This is a genomic window from Streptomyces sp. NPDC006923 (genome assembly GCF_040635655.1).
GTDB lineage: Bacteria > Actinomycetota > Actinomycetes > Streptomycetales > Streptomycetaceae > Streptomyces.
This window is the reverse complement of the sequence record NZ_JBEYIF010000003.1, coordinates 331,022-346,766: the sequence shown is the minus strand read 5'-3', so window position 1 is coordinate 346,766 and position 15,745 is coordinate 331,022. Positions and strand designations below refer to the sequence as shown.

The window sequence follows — 15,745 nt, the reverse complement described above, 5'->3', positions numbered from 1 at the left end:
CCGTTGGCGCTGTCGCCGACCGAGGGAGCGCGGGTGAACAAGGGCTATGCCGCATTCTGCGATGCGGACCGGCACTTCTACGACGCACCACACCGGCTGCCGGCCGCCGGCGGCCCCGGCCGAGAGGGTCTCTGGGCAGCCGCCCTGCGCCCGGCGCCCGCCGGATGGCAGCAGCACCGCACCGGTGACTGGCTGGCCTGGCGCCCGCTCGACAGCGCGCTGCCGGCCCAGGGCTGGAAGATCCATGTGTCGGCGTGCCTGGACAACGCCGAGTCGGTGCTGAGCCGGGTCATGGACTACTGCGTACCGCGGGGTATCGCCTTCAAGTTCGTGCCGAGCAGATATCTGCTGCACACCCGCAACGCCAAGTACGCGGACCGCGCCGCCAGCGGCAAGTTCATCACCGTCTATCCGGCGGACGACGAGGAGTGCCGCACCACGGCGGAGGGACTGGACGCCCTGCTGGCCGGCGAGGCGGGACCGTACATCCTCAGTGATCTGCGCTGGGGTGCGGGGCCGCTGTATCTCCGTTACGGCAGCTTCACCCAGCGGCACTGCTACGACGCCGAGGGAGAACTCCGCCCGGCCGTCGAGAACTCCGCCGGAAAGCTCGTGCCGGATCTCCGGGGGCCCGCCTTCCGGATACCCGACTGGGTGGACCCGCCCGCGTTTCTCCGCGCGCACCTCGACGCACGCGGCGCCACGACCCTGACCGATCTGCCCTACACGATCGAACAGGCCCTGCACTTCTCCAACGGCGGTGGTGTGTACATCGGCCGGGACAGCAGGACCGGCGAGAAGGTCGTACTGAAGGAGGCCCGGCCGTACGCCGGGCTGGCCGCCGACGGGGCGGACGCCGTGACCCGGCTGGGGCGTGAACGGGACGCCCTGGAGCGGCTGTCGGGTCTGCGCTGCACACCCGAGGTCCTGGACGGTTTTGTCCTCGGCGGCCATCACTTCCTGGTGCTGGAGTACATCGAGGGCAAACCCCTCAACTCCTTCTTCGCCCGCCGCCACCCGCTGATCGACGCGGGGCCCGGCGCCGCGCGGCTCGCCGAGTACACGGCCTGGGCACTGCGGATCCACCGGCTGGTCGAGGAGGCCGTCGCGGCAGTGCACCGGCGCAAAGTGGTCTTCAACGATCTGCATCTGTTCAACATCATGGTCGCGGAGGACGAGTCGTCGGTCGTGCTGCTCGACTTCGAGGCCGCCGCGCACATCGACGACAACGGGCGCCAGACCGTGGCCAATCCCGCCTTTGTCGCTCCGCCGGACCGGCGCGGCTTCGATGTCGACCGCTATGCCCTCGCCTGTCTGCGCCTGGCGCTCTTCATACCGCTGACCAGTCTCCTCGCCGTCGACCGTGCCAAGGCCGCGCATCTGGCGGACGTGGTGGCACGGCAGTTCCCGGTCGAACGCGCCTTCCTGGACGAGGCCGTGGCCGAGATACTCCGCGATCCCCCGGCGGACCGGCGGCCGGAGCCCGGAGCCCGCACACGTCCGGACCGTGCCGCCGGGCCCGCGCGTTCCTATCTGCCGGCGGAGCCCGCCGACTGGCCCCACAGCCGGGACTCCATGGTGAACGCCATCCTCGCGTCGGCGTCACCCGAGCGCGACGACCGGTTCTTTCCCGGTGACATCGCCCAGTTCGCCACCGAGGGCGGCGGTCTGACCTTCGGCCACGGGACGGCCGGTGTGCTGTACGCGCTGGCCGAGAGCGGAGCCGGCCGGTGCACCCCGGCCGAGGAATGGCTGCTGCTGAGGACCAAGGACCCGGCCTCCGGCACTCCGCTCGGTTTCTACGACGGTCTGGCGGGGCTCGCCTGGACGCTGGACCGGCTCGGCCATCGGCAACGCGCCCTGGAACTGGCCGAGCTGACGCTTGATCAGCACTGGGACGAGTTACCGCCCGATCTGCACAGCGGGGCCGCCGGCCTCGGTCTCGCGCTCGACGCGCTGGCCGGAACGGCGGGAGAGCCGGCCCTGCGTGACGCCGCTCTGCGCTGTGCGGACCTCGCGGCCCGTGCCATGCCGGCCGGCCCCGGCGGCGGGCCGCCCCGCGCCGGACTGCTGCACGGTGCGGCGGGAGTCGCCCTGCTCTTCGTCCGGCTGTACGAGCGCACCCGTGACACGGCCCTGCTGGACCTCGCGGCGGACGCGCTGCGCCGCGATCTGGCCCGGTGTACGCGGGGCGCCGGAGGAACCCTCCAGGTCAACGAGGGCTGGCGCACAATGCCGTATCTGGGCGCGGGCAGTGTGGGCATCGGAATGGTGCTCGACGACTATCTCGCCCACCGTCCGGACGACGAGTTCGAGCGGGCGCGCCGCGAGATCGTACAAGCCGCGCAGGCCACTTTCTACGCGCAGCCGGGCCTCTTCCGCGGCGCCGCGGGCATGGTGCTGTACCTGAGCCGTACGACGGCCGGCGGACCCGGCACCGAAGAGGCCGACGTACGGCGCCAGATGGACGCCCTGGCCTGGCACGCCCTGCCGTACCGAGGGCAACTCGCCTTCCCCGGGGAGCAGATGATGCGGCTGTCCATGGACCTCTCGACCGGCACCGCCGGCTGCCTGCTGGCACTCGCCGCCGCCTCGCCCGGCCAATCGGCACAACTGCCGTTCCTCCCGCCGCTGCGGCGGCCCTAGAGCCGGCTCCCACCGGGAGCCGTAAGGAAACACACAGTCCCCATGAAGGAGAGGAAAGACACATGAACCTTCTCGACCTGCAGTCGATGGAGACCCCCAAGGAAGAGGCGACCGGCGACGTCGCCACCGGGAGCCGCGCGAGCCTGCTGCTCTGCGGTGACAGCAGCCTGAGCATCACCACCTGTCGCTGACAGCACATCTGACGGACGCCCTCTCCCGCGGGTGGCGCTCACGGGGCGCGCACCACGAGTAGCACCGCCCGCGGGACGGCGGTCGACGAAGTCCCGGGCGGTCCGCCGCCCGGGACTTTCCCGTCGCGCCGGGCCCGTCCGTCGTCCCGCCCGAAGGAGGATTCCGGATGGTGTATCCGCGTCGCGGCGCCCGCGACTCGCCGGCCACGGCGCGTACGGGCCTTCTTCTCGGTGCGGCCCGGCACAGCGCGGGCCGCACCGCCGCCGTGTTCGTCTGCTCCGCCCTGTCGGCCGGCGCGTCACTCGCCCAGCCCGCCGTCCTCGGCCACGCTCTTGACCTGCTGCTCGACCGGGAGCGCGCGGCCGGTTCCTGGGTCGTCCTGTGTGCCGTCGTGGTGAGCGCGGAGGTGCTGCTGGACTCCCTGGTGGCACTGCTGAGCGGCACGACCGACGCCCGGTCGACCGCCTGGCTGCGGGTCCGGGCCCTGGCCCGGTTCCTCGCGGCGCCGCCGGAACACGGCGCCCGCTTCTCCCCCGGTGAGGTGGCGGCCCGGCTGTCCGCCAACGCGACCGAGGCCGGTACGGCGCCGGTGACCGGAGCGGCCCTCGCGGCCTCGCTTCTCGCCCCGGCCGGGGCTGTTGTCGCGCTGTTCCTCATCGATCCGTGGACGGCCGTCACCTTCCTGGCCGGTCTCCCCCTCCTGGTGCTGGTGCTGCGCGCCTTCGCCGGCGACTCGTCCGACAGCGTCACGCGCTACCAGCGGGTGCAGTCGGACATCGCGGCGCGCCTGGTCGAGGCGTTGGGCGGAGCCCGGACCATCGCCGCCGCCGGCACCGTGGAGCGGGACCGCTCCCGTGTGCTCGCTCCCCTGCCGAAACTGGGCGTTCAGGGCCGCCGTATGTGGAAGGTGCACGGCAGGGCCGTGGCGCGCGCCGGGGTCCTGATGCCCCTGCTGACGACCGCGGTGCTGGCGGTCGGCGGGACGCGGCTGGCCGCCGGCCGCATCAGCGTGGGCGAGCTGCTGGCCGCCTCCCGGTACGCGGCCCTGGCCGCCGGTGTGGGTGCGGTGGCCGGGCTGCTGGGCTCGCTGGTACGGAGCCGTTCCGCGGCGCGCAGGACCGCCGAGCTGGTGGCTCTGCCCTCCATGACCTACGGGGAGGGGTCCTTGCCGCCGGACGGGAACGGCACACTCGAACTGCGCGGCGTACGGGTCGTACGCGACGGCCGGTGTCTCCTGACCGATGTGGACCTGGAGATCCCCGGCGGTGTGTCGGCCGCCGTGGTGGGGCATTCGGGAGCGGGCAAGTCGACGCTGGCCGCCGTCGCGGGGCGGCTCACCGATCCGGACGAGGGCCGTGTCCTGCTCGACGGCGTACCGCTGGAAACCGTCGAGCAGGGGCGGCTGCGCCGCGAGGTCGGCTACGCGTTCGAACGGCCCGTCCTGTTCGGTGACACGATCGGCGAGGCCCTCTCGTGGGGCGCCGAACGGGCCCCGGCCTGCCGGATGCGCTCGGCGGCGCGGGCCGCGAGCGCGGACGCCTTCGTCCGGCTGCTGCCACGGGGGTACGAGACACCCCCCGCCGACGCTCCGCTGTCCGGAGGCGAGCTCCAGCGGCTCGGGCTGGCGCGCGCCTTCGCACACGCCGGGCGGCTGCTGATCCTCGACGACGCGACCTCCAGTCTGGACACCGTCACCGAACACCAGGTGGACCGTGCCCTGGCCCGGGACGTCCGGGCCGGCACCAGACTGATCGTCGCCCACCGGCTCTCCTCCGCCGTCCGGGCGGATCTGGTGATCTGGCTGGAGGCGGGACGGGTACGCGCGGTGGGACCGCATGCGGACCTCTGGCGCTTCCCCGGCTACCGCGCCGTCTTCGCGGTGCCCGGCACGGCCCCGGCCGCGCCGGGGGACCGCGCCGGGGGCCTCGTACCCTCCGCGACCGGGCCGGGACCGGCCGCGCCGTCGGAACGGCCCGAACGGCCCGGCCCATGAGCGCGCCGGAGCCGGCCGGTCTCTCGGCGCGGCAGGAAACGGCGGCCCCGGGAACGCACCGCCGGACGCTCGCCCGGGGCCGCCGTTTCCTGCTGCGCCGGAAGGGGGTCCTCTGGCGGCTCGCCGGCTGGTCCCTGCTGGAGTCCGCGCAGACATTCCTCGGGGGTTACTGCCTGGCGCGGGCGCTCGACCGCGGATTCCTGGCCGGACAGCCGGGGACCGGTCTGCGCTGGCTGGCCGTGGCAGCGGTCGCGATCCTGCTCGGCGGGCGCCTGGTGCGCGGGGTGTTCAGCCAGCTCGCGGCGCTGGTCGAGCCCTTGCGCGATGCCCTGGTCGGCAGGGCGGTGGCACAGTCGCTGCGCCGGGCCGTGGCCGATCCGGCGCGCGCGGACAGCGGCGCGGTCTCGCGGCTCACCCATCAGACCGAGATCGTCCGGGACAGTTTCGCGGGACTGGTGCTGACCGCGAGGTCCTTCGTCTTCACCGCGGCCGGGGCGCTGGCCGGACTGCTGGCGCTCGCGCCGCAGTTCCTGCTGGTGGTCGTGCCGCCACTGGCCCTGGGGCTGCTGCTGTTCCTGGCCACACTGGCACCGATGGCAAGGGCCCAGCGCGCGTTCCTGGACGCCGACGAGGCGATCGCCGACCGGGCCGGGACGATCGGCGCCGGGCTGCGCGACATCGTGGCCTGCGGGACACAGGCGGAGGTGGCGGACCGTACGGGGAGGCTGATCGACGAGGGCGCCCGGACGGCACGCGTCCTGGCCCGCTGGGCGGCCGTCCGGACCCTGGCGCTGGGCGTGACCGGTCAGCTTCCGGTGATGCTGCTGCTGGCCGCAACCCCCTGGCTGCTGCGCCAGGGCGTCACGGCGGGCGCCCTGATCGGCGCGCTGGCGTATCTCGTCCAGGCCCTGCTGCCCGCCCTCCATACGCTGATGACCGCCCTGGGCGCGGCGGGTACCCGGCTCCTTGTGGTGCTTGAGCGGTTCGAGGAGGCCCCGGCGGACACTCCGGCGGGGCGGGTGAGCGCCGCAGTCCCCGTACCCGCCCGCGCCGTACCTCTGCCGCGCCGGCCGCCACCGGCCGTGGAGCTCCGTGCCGTGACCCTGGCGTACGGCCCCGGCTCCCCGCCGGTGCTTGACGGGCTCGACCTGGTCGTCGAGAGGGGTGAGCATGTGGCGGTGGTGGGGCCCAGCGGTATCGGCAAGTCCACGCTCACCGGTGTGATCTCCGGCCTGCTCACCCCCGGCCGGGGAACGGTCCGCCTGGACGGGGAGCCGGTGCGGGGCCGCGGCGCGGCCGGTCTGGCGGCGCTGCGGGTACTCATCCCGCAGCAGTCCTATGTGTTCACCGGCACGGTCCGCGACAATCTGCTGTATCTGTGCCCCGGCGCCTCGTCCGCCGACCTCCGCGAGGCGGTCGACGCGTTGAACGCCGAGGACCTGATCGCCCGGCTCGGCGGCCTCGACGCCATGGTCGACCCCGCCGCGCTCTCCCAGGGCGAGCGCCAGTTGCTGTCGCTCTGCCGCGCCCATCTGTCCCCCGCGCCGCTGATGGTGCTGGACGAGGCCACCTGTCACCTCGATCCGGTCGCCGAGGCGCGGGCCGAAGAGGCGCTCGCCGGACGCCCCGGCACACTGATCGTCGTGGCGCACCGGCTGTCCTCCGCGCGCCGCGCGGACCGTGTCCTCGTACTGGACGGGACCAGGCCCGCGTACGGGACGCACGACGAGCTGCTGACCCGGTCGGCGCTCTACCGCGACCTGGTGGGGCACTGGTCGTCCGACTGACGGCGGGCGGGGCCGGTCACAGCCAGCCGGCGCCCTGGGATATCCGAATGGCGTCCAGCCGGTTGCGCGCGCCGACCTTCCGAATCGCGGCGGCCAGGTAGTTGCGTATCGTCCCGCTGGCCAGATGCAGCGATCTCGCGATGTCGGCGATCGGTGCCCCCTCGGCCGCCAGCGCGAGAACGCTGAGTTCCCTCGGCGTCAATGGCATCTTCGCCGCGTGCAGGAAATCCAGGGCGAGCGATTCGTCAATGAATCGCTCGCCCTGCGCGACGGTGTGAATGGCCTCGACTAATCGCCCCGGTTCGCCGTCCTTGTTGACGTATCCGAGTGCTCCGGCGTCAAAGGCCTTACGGAGCGCCCCGGGCTTCCGCACGGTGGCGAGTACCAGCAGCGCCGGGCCACGGCCCATGTCGGCGGGGCCGGGACCCGCGCCTCCGTCATACGCCGGTGAATCCAGACAATCGATGTCGGCCACACAGACCTGCGGCGCACCGCCCTTCGTGCCGTGGAATACCGTCCGGCCGGTGAACGATGTCACGTCGAGCGTTTCCTCGGAACGCAACAAGGCCACCAGGGCCGAACGGAACAAGCCCACGCTGTGCACGACAAGAACCCGGATCATGTCTACCCCCTCATGAAGCGATGCACCGGCAAGGCATTGTCGTCGCTCGTGGTCACCGCACACAGCCGAATGCCCCTGCAAAGCGAGAAGGAACGAGACCTCCGGTAGCACGGGAGGCACTTTCCGGGGTCACGCAAGCCCCCGGCGCGCGGCGGCGCACCACCGCACGCCCCCTCTGGCCGCCCCGGGACGGCGGGATCCGCCTTCCATATATCGCTCTTACTCCGTTTCTCCGCAAAAGGAGGAAAATTGACCCGAGAGCCCTGGAGGCGACGATGACAAGAACCCGCTACACCTCGGACCACGGACTGACCACCCGCATGGTGACCACCATGTTCCTGATCGGTCTGCTGTATGTGGTTCTGGTCGGTGTGCTGCTGGCGGTGGTGCGCGGCGCGTGGCCGGTCATCCTGATCGTCGTCGGCGTCCTCTTCATCGCCCAGTTCTGGTTCAGCGACAAGATCGCGGCGTTCGGCATGGGCGCCCATGTGGTGACCCCCGAGCAGGCACCCGAGCTGCACGGCACCGTCGACAGGATCTGCGCCCTGGCCGACATGCCCAAGCCCCGGGTCGCGATCTCCCACAGCGACATCCCGAACGCCTTCGCCACCGGGCGGAGCGAGCGCAGCGCCCTGGTCTGCGCCACCACCGGGCTGCTGCGAAGACTGGAACCCGAGGAACTGGAGGGCGTCCTCGCACACGAGATGTCACATGTCGCGCACCGCGATGTCGCCGTGATGACCATCGCCTCGTTCCTGGGGGTACTCGCGGGTCTGATCACCCGGATAGCCCTGTGGAGCGGACTCGCCAGGAGTGCCAGGAACGCGGGCCCCGCCGGACTGGCGATTCTGCTGATCCCGCTGGTGAGCGCGGCGGTGTACGCGATCGGCTTTCTGCTGACCCGGCTGCTCTCCCGCTACCGCGAGCTCTCCGCCGACCGCGCCGCGGCCCTGCTCACCGGCCGCCCCTCGGCCCTCGCCTCCGCGCTCACCAAGGTCAGCGGACAGATGGCGCGCATCCCCACCGAGGACCTCCGCAAGGCGGAACCGTACAACGCCTTCTTCTTCGTGCCCGCCTTCGCGTCGAAGGAGAGCCTGGGCCGTCTGCTCTCCTCGCACCCGACCCTGGAACAGCGGCTGGAGCAGCTCGCTCGTATCTCCGTGGAACTCGCCCGCCCGTGACCGCCGGGGCGCGACAGCCGTACTGAGCGGCACCGCCCGGCACCGACCAGCGAGGAGCTTGTCCCGTGGGTCTTCTCGACACCATTCTCGGCCGGAGCAAACCGGTGTGCCCCGATCTCGACCAGCTCTTCGCCCTGCCGTCCGCCGCCCTCACCCTCCAGGCCGGGGCCGGTTTCGCCCCCACGGGCCTCGGCTCGGTGTGCTTCGCGGGCGTCGAGGGCGGCGGGTTCGCGCGGATCCGGCAGGACGTCCAGGATCTACTGGACGCGGACTCCGAGCGGGCGGGTTCCCCCGTGGAGTTCACGACGGACTCGTACGGCTACACCTGGCTGCTCGTCCGGCAGGCGCCCGACGACACGGCCGGTCTCGTCAATGATCTGCACGCGGTCAATACGCTTCTCCAGGACGGCGGTTTCGGCCCGCAGCTCCTCTGCTCCCTGCTCGGCTTCCGGGACGGTGAACAACGGCCGCTGGCACTCGTCTATCTCTACAAGCGCGGCACCTTCTATCCCTTCGCGCCGCTGCCCGGAAGCACCGAGAAGCGGGACAATCAGCGCGAGCTGCAAGTCAGAGCGGTGCTGGGAGAAGACCTGCGAATGGAGCAGGACCTCGCCCGCTGGTTCCCCGTCTGGGGAGCGCCAGGTCTCTGACCGGCCGGCGCGAGGCCCGGGCGGGCTTTCTCTCCCGCCGTTCGCTGACAATCCATTCGTCCGGTCGGTCATGGGCATCGGCAATTCCGCGCCATAGGAGGGTTCGTTCGCTCGTCCGGCCGAACATTCTCACCCGAACGTGGGCCGGCATTGTCCGTCGCCGGAGAGCGCCTATAGCCTTCCGCAGCGTTTACCCGGGCTTTCCAACCCCGGGGACATGTCACGCCCGTCGCCGAAGAACAGGGGTCAGCTCGCGATGACGAGTGAGGTCGCACGCCTCTATGAGGCTTTTCCCTTTCCGTCCCCGGAACCGGAATCCGGACTGATCGACGTGGTGGCCCGGGAGATGCCGCTCGTGCTGAGCGATGCGTCGCTGGACGGCCGGCGTGTGCTCGACGCGGGGTGCGGCACGGGCCACACCCTGGTGGCGCTCGCCCTGCGGCACCCGGAAGCACACTTCACCGGAATGGACGCCAGCCGGCGCTCCCTCGGCGTCGCACGCCACCTCGCCGAGCGCCATGGGGCGACCAATGTCGACTTCGTCCACGGCACCATGCCCCAGCTCGGTCTGACGGACCGCTTCGATCTGATCATCTGTTTCAGTGTGCTGCACCACCTGCCCGACCCCCGCGCCGGGCTGAGCTGGCTGACCGAGCACCTCAACACCGACGGCCTGCTGCACCTGTGGCTGTACCACGCCCTCGGCGAGCACGGCCGCATGCTCGACCGTGAGCTCGTCCAGCTCCTGGCACCGCCCGGCGGCCCGGCCGCCGGGCTGGACACCGTGCGCAAACTGGGGCTCACCCTGCCCCTCGCGGAGTACGGCTTCCCCTCGGGCTGGACCGGCTCCGCGCTCAGCCAGGCCGAGCAGGACGTCTTCGACGCGGACGCCTATGTCAACCCCGTGGTCCGGCCCCTGCGCTTCGGGGACCTGCCCCCGCTCTTCGACGGCCTCGGCATGGACTGGCTGGCCGCCGACCGGGTCTACTTCCCCGGAGGCGTGAAGTTCATCGACCTGGACGGCATCGAACCGGACGACGACCAGTACGTACGTCCCGAGAGCCTGATCGGGGACGCGGCCCTGCGCGTGCGGCTCGCCGCGCTCGGCAGCCTCGACCGGGTCCGGGCGCTGGAGCTGCGGCTGCGCCCGACCGGCTTCCGCGTCCTGGCCGGGCGGGGCGCGAGCCTCGACCGCTGTGTCCCCCGGATCAAGGGCAACCTGCTGCCGCTGCCGCGCCGGTCGACCGAGGACATGCCGGCAGGCCACCGCGACGAACTCCGCTGATCTGCCGGTCGGCCCGCGGACCGCCGCCTCTCCTGACCGTGCCGGCGGGCCTGTCCGGGGACGGATCTCGCTCGATACGGGTGCCCCGGCACCGCTCCCCGGTCCGGCCCGGTCCGGCGGAGGCGCGGGGCCGGGCGACCGGAGCGCGGGAGCGAGGGCCCGCTGGACCGTGCTCCAGTCTTGACGAAACGATCACTGTGGGATCTCCTCGGATCCAGACGCCGGCCCCCGGCGGTATCCCGATCGTCTGAGGAGTGTTATGCCGACCGCGTTTTTCTCGGCCCTGTCCCATCTTGAGTGCTCGCGGACCGGCGCGGTCAGCGACGCCGACGTGGTGCAGGGGACCTCCGAGGTGGGCGCGCCCCTGCTGGCCCGCTATGACCTCGAACGGGTCGCGGCCACCGTGAGCAGGGAGGAGATCGCGGGCCGCGCGCCGGATCTCTGGCGCTACCGGGAGCTGCTGCCGGTGCGGGAGCAGCGCAATGTGATCACCCTTGGCGAAGGGATGACACCGCTGCTGGAGCTGAGCCGCTACGGTGCGAGCGTCGGTGTGCCGGGGCTGCGGATGAAGGACGAGGGGCTCATTCCGACCGGCACCTTCAAGGCGCGCGGAGCGGCCGTCGGCGTCTCCCGGGCGGCGGAGCTCGGTGTGCGGGGCATCGCGATGCCCACCAACGGCAACGCCGGTGCGGCGTGGTCGGTGTACGCGGCCCGGGCCGGCCTGCGCAGCCTGATCGCCATGCCGGTCGACGCCCCCGAGATCACCCGTACCGAGTGCGTGGTCTCCGGCGCCGAGCTGTATCTGGTGGACGGGCTGATCGGGGACGCGGGCAAACTGGTGGCCGCCGCGGTCGCCGAGCGGGACGGCTTCCAGGAGGTCTCCACGCTCAAGGAGCCGTACCGCCTCGAAGGCAAGAAGACGATGGGGTACGAGATCGTCGAGCAGTTGGGCTGGCGCGCGCCCGACGTCATCCTCTATCCGACCGGCGGCGGGGTCGGGATCATCGGCATCTACAAGGCGCTGCTGGAGATGCGTGAACTCGGCTGGCTGACCGGTGACCTGCCGCGGCTGGTCGCCGTGCAGGCGACCGGCTGCGCACCGATCGTCGACGCCTTCGAACGCGGTGACAGCGAGAGCGTGGCCTTTCCCGACGCCCGTACGGTGGCCTTCGGCATCACCGTTCCCAAGGCGCTCGGTGACTTCCTCGTCCTGGACGCGGTCCGGCGGACCGAGGGCACCGCCATCGCGGTGACCGACGAGGAACTGCTGGCCGCGCAGGAGGCGCTGGCCCATGTCGAGGGGGCGTTCGTCTGCCCGGAGGGCGCGGCCTGTTTCGCCGCGGTGGACCAGCTCCGCGCTTCCGGCTGGCTTCGTGGCGACGAGAACGTGGTCGTGCTCAACACCGGCACCGGTCTCAAGTACCCCGAGACCGTCCCCGTCGATGTCCCCACCCTGCCGGTGCACGGGCGTATCCCCGGGGCGCCGGGGGCGCGTTGAGGCGATCGTGACGGTGCGCCGGTGGCAGCAGCACGCCGGCGCCCGCGCGGCGCTCCTCTCATGTCCGTCCGGTCGCCGCGAGCGCCACCGCGGCCTCGCTCGTGTACATCAGGAAGGTCAGCGTCTCCTGGAAGTAGAGGCGGACGCTGGTGTCGTCGTGGGACAGATAGCCGATGGAGACGTCCTCGCCGATGCGGAGTTCGAAGTCACCGCCCCGCGTGGACAGCAGGAAGGCGCCGTCGATGGCGGGCGCCCAGATGATCTCGCCGTCCAGGACCCGGTCGATGTGGTTGTGGATGGGATAGCCGTGGTCGGACGTCTCGTTGACGGCGGTGTAGGCGTCCGCGCTGAGCGCCAGTGTGTAGGCGCCCCCGACACCGGCGAGCCGAAGGGTGCTCACGGCCTGGCTGATGGCGTCCGGGTAGTCGCGCACCTCGGCCGGCAGGGTGAGTTCCGGGTTGGACGTGCTCTTCCTGATGCCCGCGATGCCCGCTTCCGGGTATCCCTCGAACACGGCGCGGTCCTCGGCGAACGCGATCTTCCGGGCGGCGTCCTTCACCGGCTGCCAGTCGGCGTCCTTGGCCCCGCGCTCGACGTCGTCGACCTGCCGGCGGTCGACCGTGAAGGGCACGCGCAGTTCGAGTACGGGCTGCGAGCGTCGCGTACGGGCGACGATGCCCGTCGCCGGAGGGTTGATGTCCGTCAGATGCCCGGTGCCGACCGCCGCCATCCCGGTGCCGGCGGGGTCGGGCACATCGACGACCCGGCGCCCGGCCACATGGCGCTCGAAGGTGCGCCGCGCCTCCTCCTCCAGATCGGCCCACGCGGCCTCGGAGATGGGCGCCAGTTCACGGTGCAGGTTCCTCATCGGGGGTGCTCCTCTTCAGGTTGCCGATACCCAGCGAGTCGTCGTCCACGGTGAGAGGTCCCGCGGGGCCGTCCCCGGCCCCTCCCCCGCTCGCGGAACCGGTCTCCGGGCCGGTCTCCGAACCGGGCGGCGCGGGCGGATCCGGCGGGTCGTCGAGGAAGTCGCCGCTCGGTGCGAAGAACAGCGTGCCGGTCACCGCGGTGGAGAAGTCGAGGATCCGGTCGTGGTCGGCCGGCCCTTTTCCCAGGAACATGTTCCGCAGCATCTCCTCGGTGACGGCGGGGGTGCGCGCGTAGCCGATGAAGTAGGTGCCGAACTCGCCCTGCCCGGCGCTGCCGAAGGGCATGTTGTCGCGGAGGATCTGACGCTCCGTGCCATCGGGGTCGGTGATCGTGTTCAGTGCGACATGCGAATCGGCCGGCTTGACGTCGTCGCCCATCTCGATGTCGGTCAGCTTGGAGCGGCCGATCACCAGCTCCTGGGCCTCGACCGGCAGGGCGTTCCAGGCATCAAGATCATGCAGGTACTTCTGCACGATCACATAGCTTCCGCCGGCGAACTCCGCGTCCTCGTCACCGACCAGGACCGCCGCGCTCGCGGCCGGGCCGACCGGATTCTCTGTCCCGTCCACAAAGCCGAGCAGGTCACGTACGTCGAAGTACTTGAAGCCGTAGACCTCGTCGCAGACCGTCACCGAGCCGCGCAGCCGGTCCATGATCTGGGTGGCCAGCGCGAAGCAGAGGTCGAGCCGCGCCGCCCTGATGTGGAAGAGCAGGTCGCCGGGGGTGGACACGGCGCGGTGCCGTGCGCCGACCAGTTCGCGGAGCGGATGCAGCTCGGCCGGGCGCGGCCCGGCGAACAGCCGGTCCCACGCCTGTGAGCCGATGCCGGCGACACAGCTCAGCTCCCCGTGCGGCGCCCGGAATCCAACGGCCCGCTGCAGCCCCGACAGGTCGGACAGCAGCCCCCGTACGACGGACTCGCCGCCCGTGTCGACCGTCACCACCAGGAAGATCGCCGCTCCGGTCAGCGGGCTCAGCACCGGCTGCGGCACCGGCTCCGGGGCGGGAGAGGCCATCGCCGGACACCTCCTCCCTCGTCAGGTGCGGGGCAGGCCCAGAGGCGCGGGCCACGTCCGTACCGCACGACGGGTCGGCCGGGACGGCTGCTGCCCGGCGTGCCCGGCGGTCCAGGGCCTTCGGCGCGTTCGCGCGCACCGGGCGCCCCGGCCTTCTTCATTCTCCTTCGGGGCCACACGCCCCGCATCCGGTGACAGCCGAGGTCCGGGGGCCCGGCGAGCGCGCGTGCCAGGCGTTGTGCGCCGGACGGGGACCTTCACAATGTGAGCCGGACGGACCGTCACAACACGCCCTCACCGGCGGCCGATGGCGTCCGGACGACAAGGACCGCCAGGTCGTCGTGCCCGTCGCTGGGATGGTCGTCGGCCAGAAGCCGGCAGAGTTCGTCCACGGGCAGCTCGGCATGGGCGGAAGCCAGCTCGGCCAGCGCGCGCAGACCGGTGTCGATGGGGATCTGGTGGTGTTCGACAAGGCCGTCGGTGAAGAACACGACGGTGGCGGCGGCCGGAAGGAAGTGTGTGCGGTCGTGCCGGGGCCCGTCGGGCTCCACTCCCAGGGGCAGACACGGCTCGATGCCGAGATAGCGGGCCGGTTCGCCGGGAGCGAGGAGGAGCGGCGGAGGATGACCGGCGCTGCTCCACCGCAGCGTCCAGGCGCCGTCGTGCGGCTGGACCAGGGCCACCAGCACGGTGGTGACCAGGTCGGCGGCGAGGGCGTTGAGCGTGAAGTCCAGTTGGGTCAGGACGGCGCTGGGCGATTCGGGCTGCGTGCAGAGCAGGGCGCGCAGCATATTGCGGGTCTGCGACATGGCGGCCGCGGCGGTCAGGTCATGGCCGCTGACATCGCCGATCACGGCGGCGCAGACGCCGTCGGGCAGGATCAGTACGTCGTACCAGTCACCGCCGAGGTGGTTGGGTTTGGCCGCCGGGCGGTAGACGGCGGCGGCCGCGAGCGGCCAGGGGTCGGGAAGCTTCGGCAGCAGTAGCCGCTGGAACCGCTCGGCCTCCGAACGGACCCGCTCATAGAGACTGGCCTTTTCGATGGCCACGGCGGCCGCCCCGGCCAGCGCTTCGATGACTTCCTCGTCATGGGAGTCGAACGGCTGTCCGTCCAGCCGCTCCGACAGATACAGATTGCCGTAGACGCGGCCCTGGACGGTGATGGCGACACCCAGCAGTGTCTTCATGGCCGGATGACCGGGCGGGAAGCCCGCCGCCGCCGGGTGCCCGGCGATGTCCTGGACCCGCAGCGGCTCGGGGTCCTGGATCAGTTTGCCCAGCAGTCCCCTGCCGTGCGGCAGCTCGACTCCCTCCAGATCCCCGACTTCTTCGGCGCTCAGACCCACCGGAATGAACTGCGAGAGCCCGCCGCCGTCCTCGCTGAGCACTCCCATGGCGCCGTAACGGGCACGCACGAGTGCCATCGCACTGGTGACGATCCGGCGGAGCAGGACAGCCAGCTCGGTCTCACGGCTCAGGGCCAGCATCGCCGTCAGCAGGATCTGGAGCTTCTCCTGCGCCTGCCCCAGCTCGGTGAGTTTCTCCCCGATGCGCCGGAGGTCGTCGTCCAGCGGCAGACGTACCTCGGGATGTCCGGCCGCGCCGTCGCGGCCTTCTTCCGGGTCCACTGGTCACCACTCCCTCGCACACGCGGCGTGATGAGCCCGCCGCGCTCCGGCCGCCCGGTGTTCGGGCTGGGCGGTACATCGTTGAGCAAAACATCAGATATCCCTCAGTGACACCCTAGGGTCTTTCGTTGGGATCCGGCTGGCGGCGCAAGGTGCCGTGCCGGGCGTTCCGGGCCCCCGAAGGGCCCCGAAGACCGACCGGACGGGGCCCGGAGAGGAGCGGCGGTCCGCACACGGTGAACCGACGGGCGGCCCCGGGTGCGGAGGCGCGGTGTGTGGGGACAGCGTGCGCGGGCACGCGGGGAGAACACTCGTCA

General features: G+C 71.7%; 12 protein-coding genes. 8 read left to right on the top strand and 4 right to left on the bottom strand.

Annotated elements, in window-relative coordinates:
• Window positions 1–33: 33 nt before the first annotated feature.
• The 4 genes from lanKC to ABZ707_RS07465 all read left to right on the top strand — a co-directional run bounded on the left by lanKC (window position 34) and on the right by ABZ707_RS07465 (window position 6,618).
• Window positions 34–2,646, top strand: coding sequence for a class III lanthionine synthetase LanKC (gene lanKC / locus ABZ707_RS07480; protein WP_360169288.1), 2,613 nt, complete (start codon window positions 34–36; stop codon window positions 2,644–2,646).
• A gap of 62 nt (window positions 2,647–2,708) precedes the next feature.
• Window positions 2,709–2,837, top strand: coding sequence for a SapB/AmfS family lanthipeptide (locus tag ABZ707_RS07475; protein WP_360169285.1), 129 nt, complete (start codon window positions 2,709–2,711; stop codon window positions 2,835–2,837).
• 167 nt (window positions 2,838–3,004) lie between these two features.
• A complete protein-coding gene (locus ABZ707_RS07470; protein ID WP_360169282.1) occupies window positions 3,005–4,831 on the top strand; it encodes an ABC transporter ATP-binding protein in 1,827 nt (608 codons plus the stop codon).
• Complete coding sequence (locus ABZ707_RS07465; protein ID WP_360169279.1) at window positions 4,828–6,618, top strand: ABC transporter ATP-binding protein; 1,791 nt, start codon at window positions 4,828–4,830, stop codon at window positions 6,616–6,618. The genes ABZ707_RS07470 and ABZ707_RS07465 overlap by 4 nt, the downstream gene beginning before the upstream one ends.
• Before the next feature lie 16 nt (window positions 6,619–6,634).
• On the opposite strand, the gene ABZ707_RS07460 is transcribed toward ABZ707_RS07465, so the two are convergent.
• A complete protein-coding gene (locus ABZ707_RS07460) occupies window positions 6,635–7,240 on the bottom strand; it encodes a response regulator transcription factor (protein ID WP_360169276.1) in 606 nt (201 codons plus the stop codon).
• 275 nt (window positions 7,241–7,515) lie between these two features.
• Between ABZ707_RS07460 and htpX the strand changes: the two genes are divergently transcribed.
• The 4 genes from htpX (at window position 7,516) to ABZ707_RS07440 (ending at window position 11,854) form a co-directional block, all read left to right on the top strand.
• A complete protein-coding gene (gene htpX, locus ABZ707_RS07455) occupies window positions 7,516–8,421 on the top strand; it encodes a zinc metalloprotease HtpX (RefSeq protein ID WP_360169273.1) in 906 nt (301 codons plus the stop codon).
• A gap of 65 nt (window positions 8,422–8,486) precedes the next feature.
• A complete protein-coding gene (locus ABZ707_RS07450; protein WP_360169270.1) occupies window positions 8,487–9,071 on the top strand; it encodes a hypothetical protein in 585 nt (194 codons plus the stop codon).
• 256 nt (window positions 9,072–9,327) lie between these two features.
• Entirely contained in the window at window positions 9,328–10,356 is a 1,029-nt protein-coding gene (locus tag ABZ707_RS07445; RefSeq protein ID WP_360169267.1) for a class I SAM-dependent methyltransferase, read from the top strand.
• 259 nt (window positions 10,357–10,615) lie between these two features.
• Window positions 10,616–11,854 carry a threonine synthase gene (locus tag ABZ707_RS07440; protein WP_360169264.1) on the top strand — a complete coding sequence of 413 codons (1,239 nt, stop codon included), beginning with the start codon at window positions 10,616–10,618 and terminating at the stop codon, window positions 11,852–11,854.
• Between the two features lie 58 nt (window positions 11,855–11,912).
• Here ABZ707_RS07440 and ABZ707_RS07435 read toward each other — a convergent pair whose 3' ends face one another.
• The 3 genes from ABZ707_RS07435 to ABZ707_RS07425 all read right to left on the bottom strand — a co-directional run bounded on the left by ABZ707_RS07435 (window position 11,913) and on the right by ABZ707_RS07425 (window position 15,428).
• Window positions 11,913–12,722 (bottom strand): family 1 encapsulin nanocompartment shell protein, encoded by an 810-nt coding sequence (locus ABZ707_RS07435; RefSeq protein ID WP_360169261.1) that lies wholly within the window; start codon window positions 12,720–12,722, stop codon window positions 11,913–11,915.
• On the bottom strand, window positions 12,703–13,800 hold the full coding sequence (locus ABZ707_RS07430; RefSeq protein WP_360169258.1) for a Dyp-type peroxidase: 1,098 nt from the start codon (window positions 13,798–13,800) through the stop codon (window positions 12,703–12,705). Before ABZ707_RS07430 ends, ABZ707_RS07435 begins: the two co-directional genes overlap by 20 nt.
• Before the next feature lie 281 nt (window positions 13,801–14,081).
• The gene (locus tag ABZ707_RS07425) at window positions 14,082–15,428 is read right to left on the bottom strand and encodes a GAF domain-containing SpoIIE family protein phosphatase (protein WP_360169255.1); all 1,347 of its coding nucleotides are present in this window, start codon (window positions 15,426–15,428) and stop codon (window positions 14,082–14,084) included.
• Window positions 15,429–15,745 lie beyond the last annotated feature (317 nt).

Coding starts and splice junctions, on each gene's coding strand:
- ABZ707_RS07465 (WP_360169279.1), top strand. CDS start 4,828: ATGAGCGCGCCGGAGCCGGCCGGTCTCTCGGCGCGGCAGGAAACGGCG.
- htpX (WP_360169273.1), top strand. CDS start 7,516: ATGACAAGAACCCGCTACACCTCGGACCACGGACTGACCACCCGCATG.
- ABZ707_RS07430 (WP_360169258.1), bottom strand. CDS start 13,800: ATGGCCTCTCCCGCCCCGGAGCCGGTGCCGCAGCCGGTGCTGAGCCCG.
- ABZ707_RS07440 (WP_360169264.1), top strand. CDS start 10,616: ATGCCGACCGCGTTTTTCTCGGCCCTGTCCCATCTTGAGTGCTCGCGG.
- ABZ707_RS07445 (WP_360169267.1), top strand. CDS start 9,328: ATGACGAGTGAGGTCGCACGCCTCTATGAGGCTTTTCCCTTTCCGTCC.
- ABZ707_RS07475 (WP_360169285.1), top strand. CDS start 2,709: ATGAACCTTCTCGACCTGCAGTCGATGGAGACCCCCAAGGAAGAGGCG.
- ABZ707_RS07460 (WP_360169276.1), bottom strand. CDS start 7,240: ATGATCCGGGTTCTTGTCGTGCACAGCGTGGGCTTGTTCCGTTCGGCC.
- ABZ707_RS07470 (WP_360169282.1), top strand. CDS start 3,005: ATGGTGTATCCGCGTCGCGGCGCCCGCGACTCGCCGGCCACGGCGCGT.
- ABZ707_RS07435 (WP_360169261.1), bottom strand. CDS start 12,722: ATGAGGAACCTGCACCGTGAACTGGCGCCCATCTCCGAGGCCGCGTGG.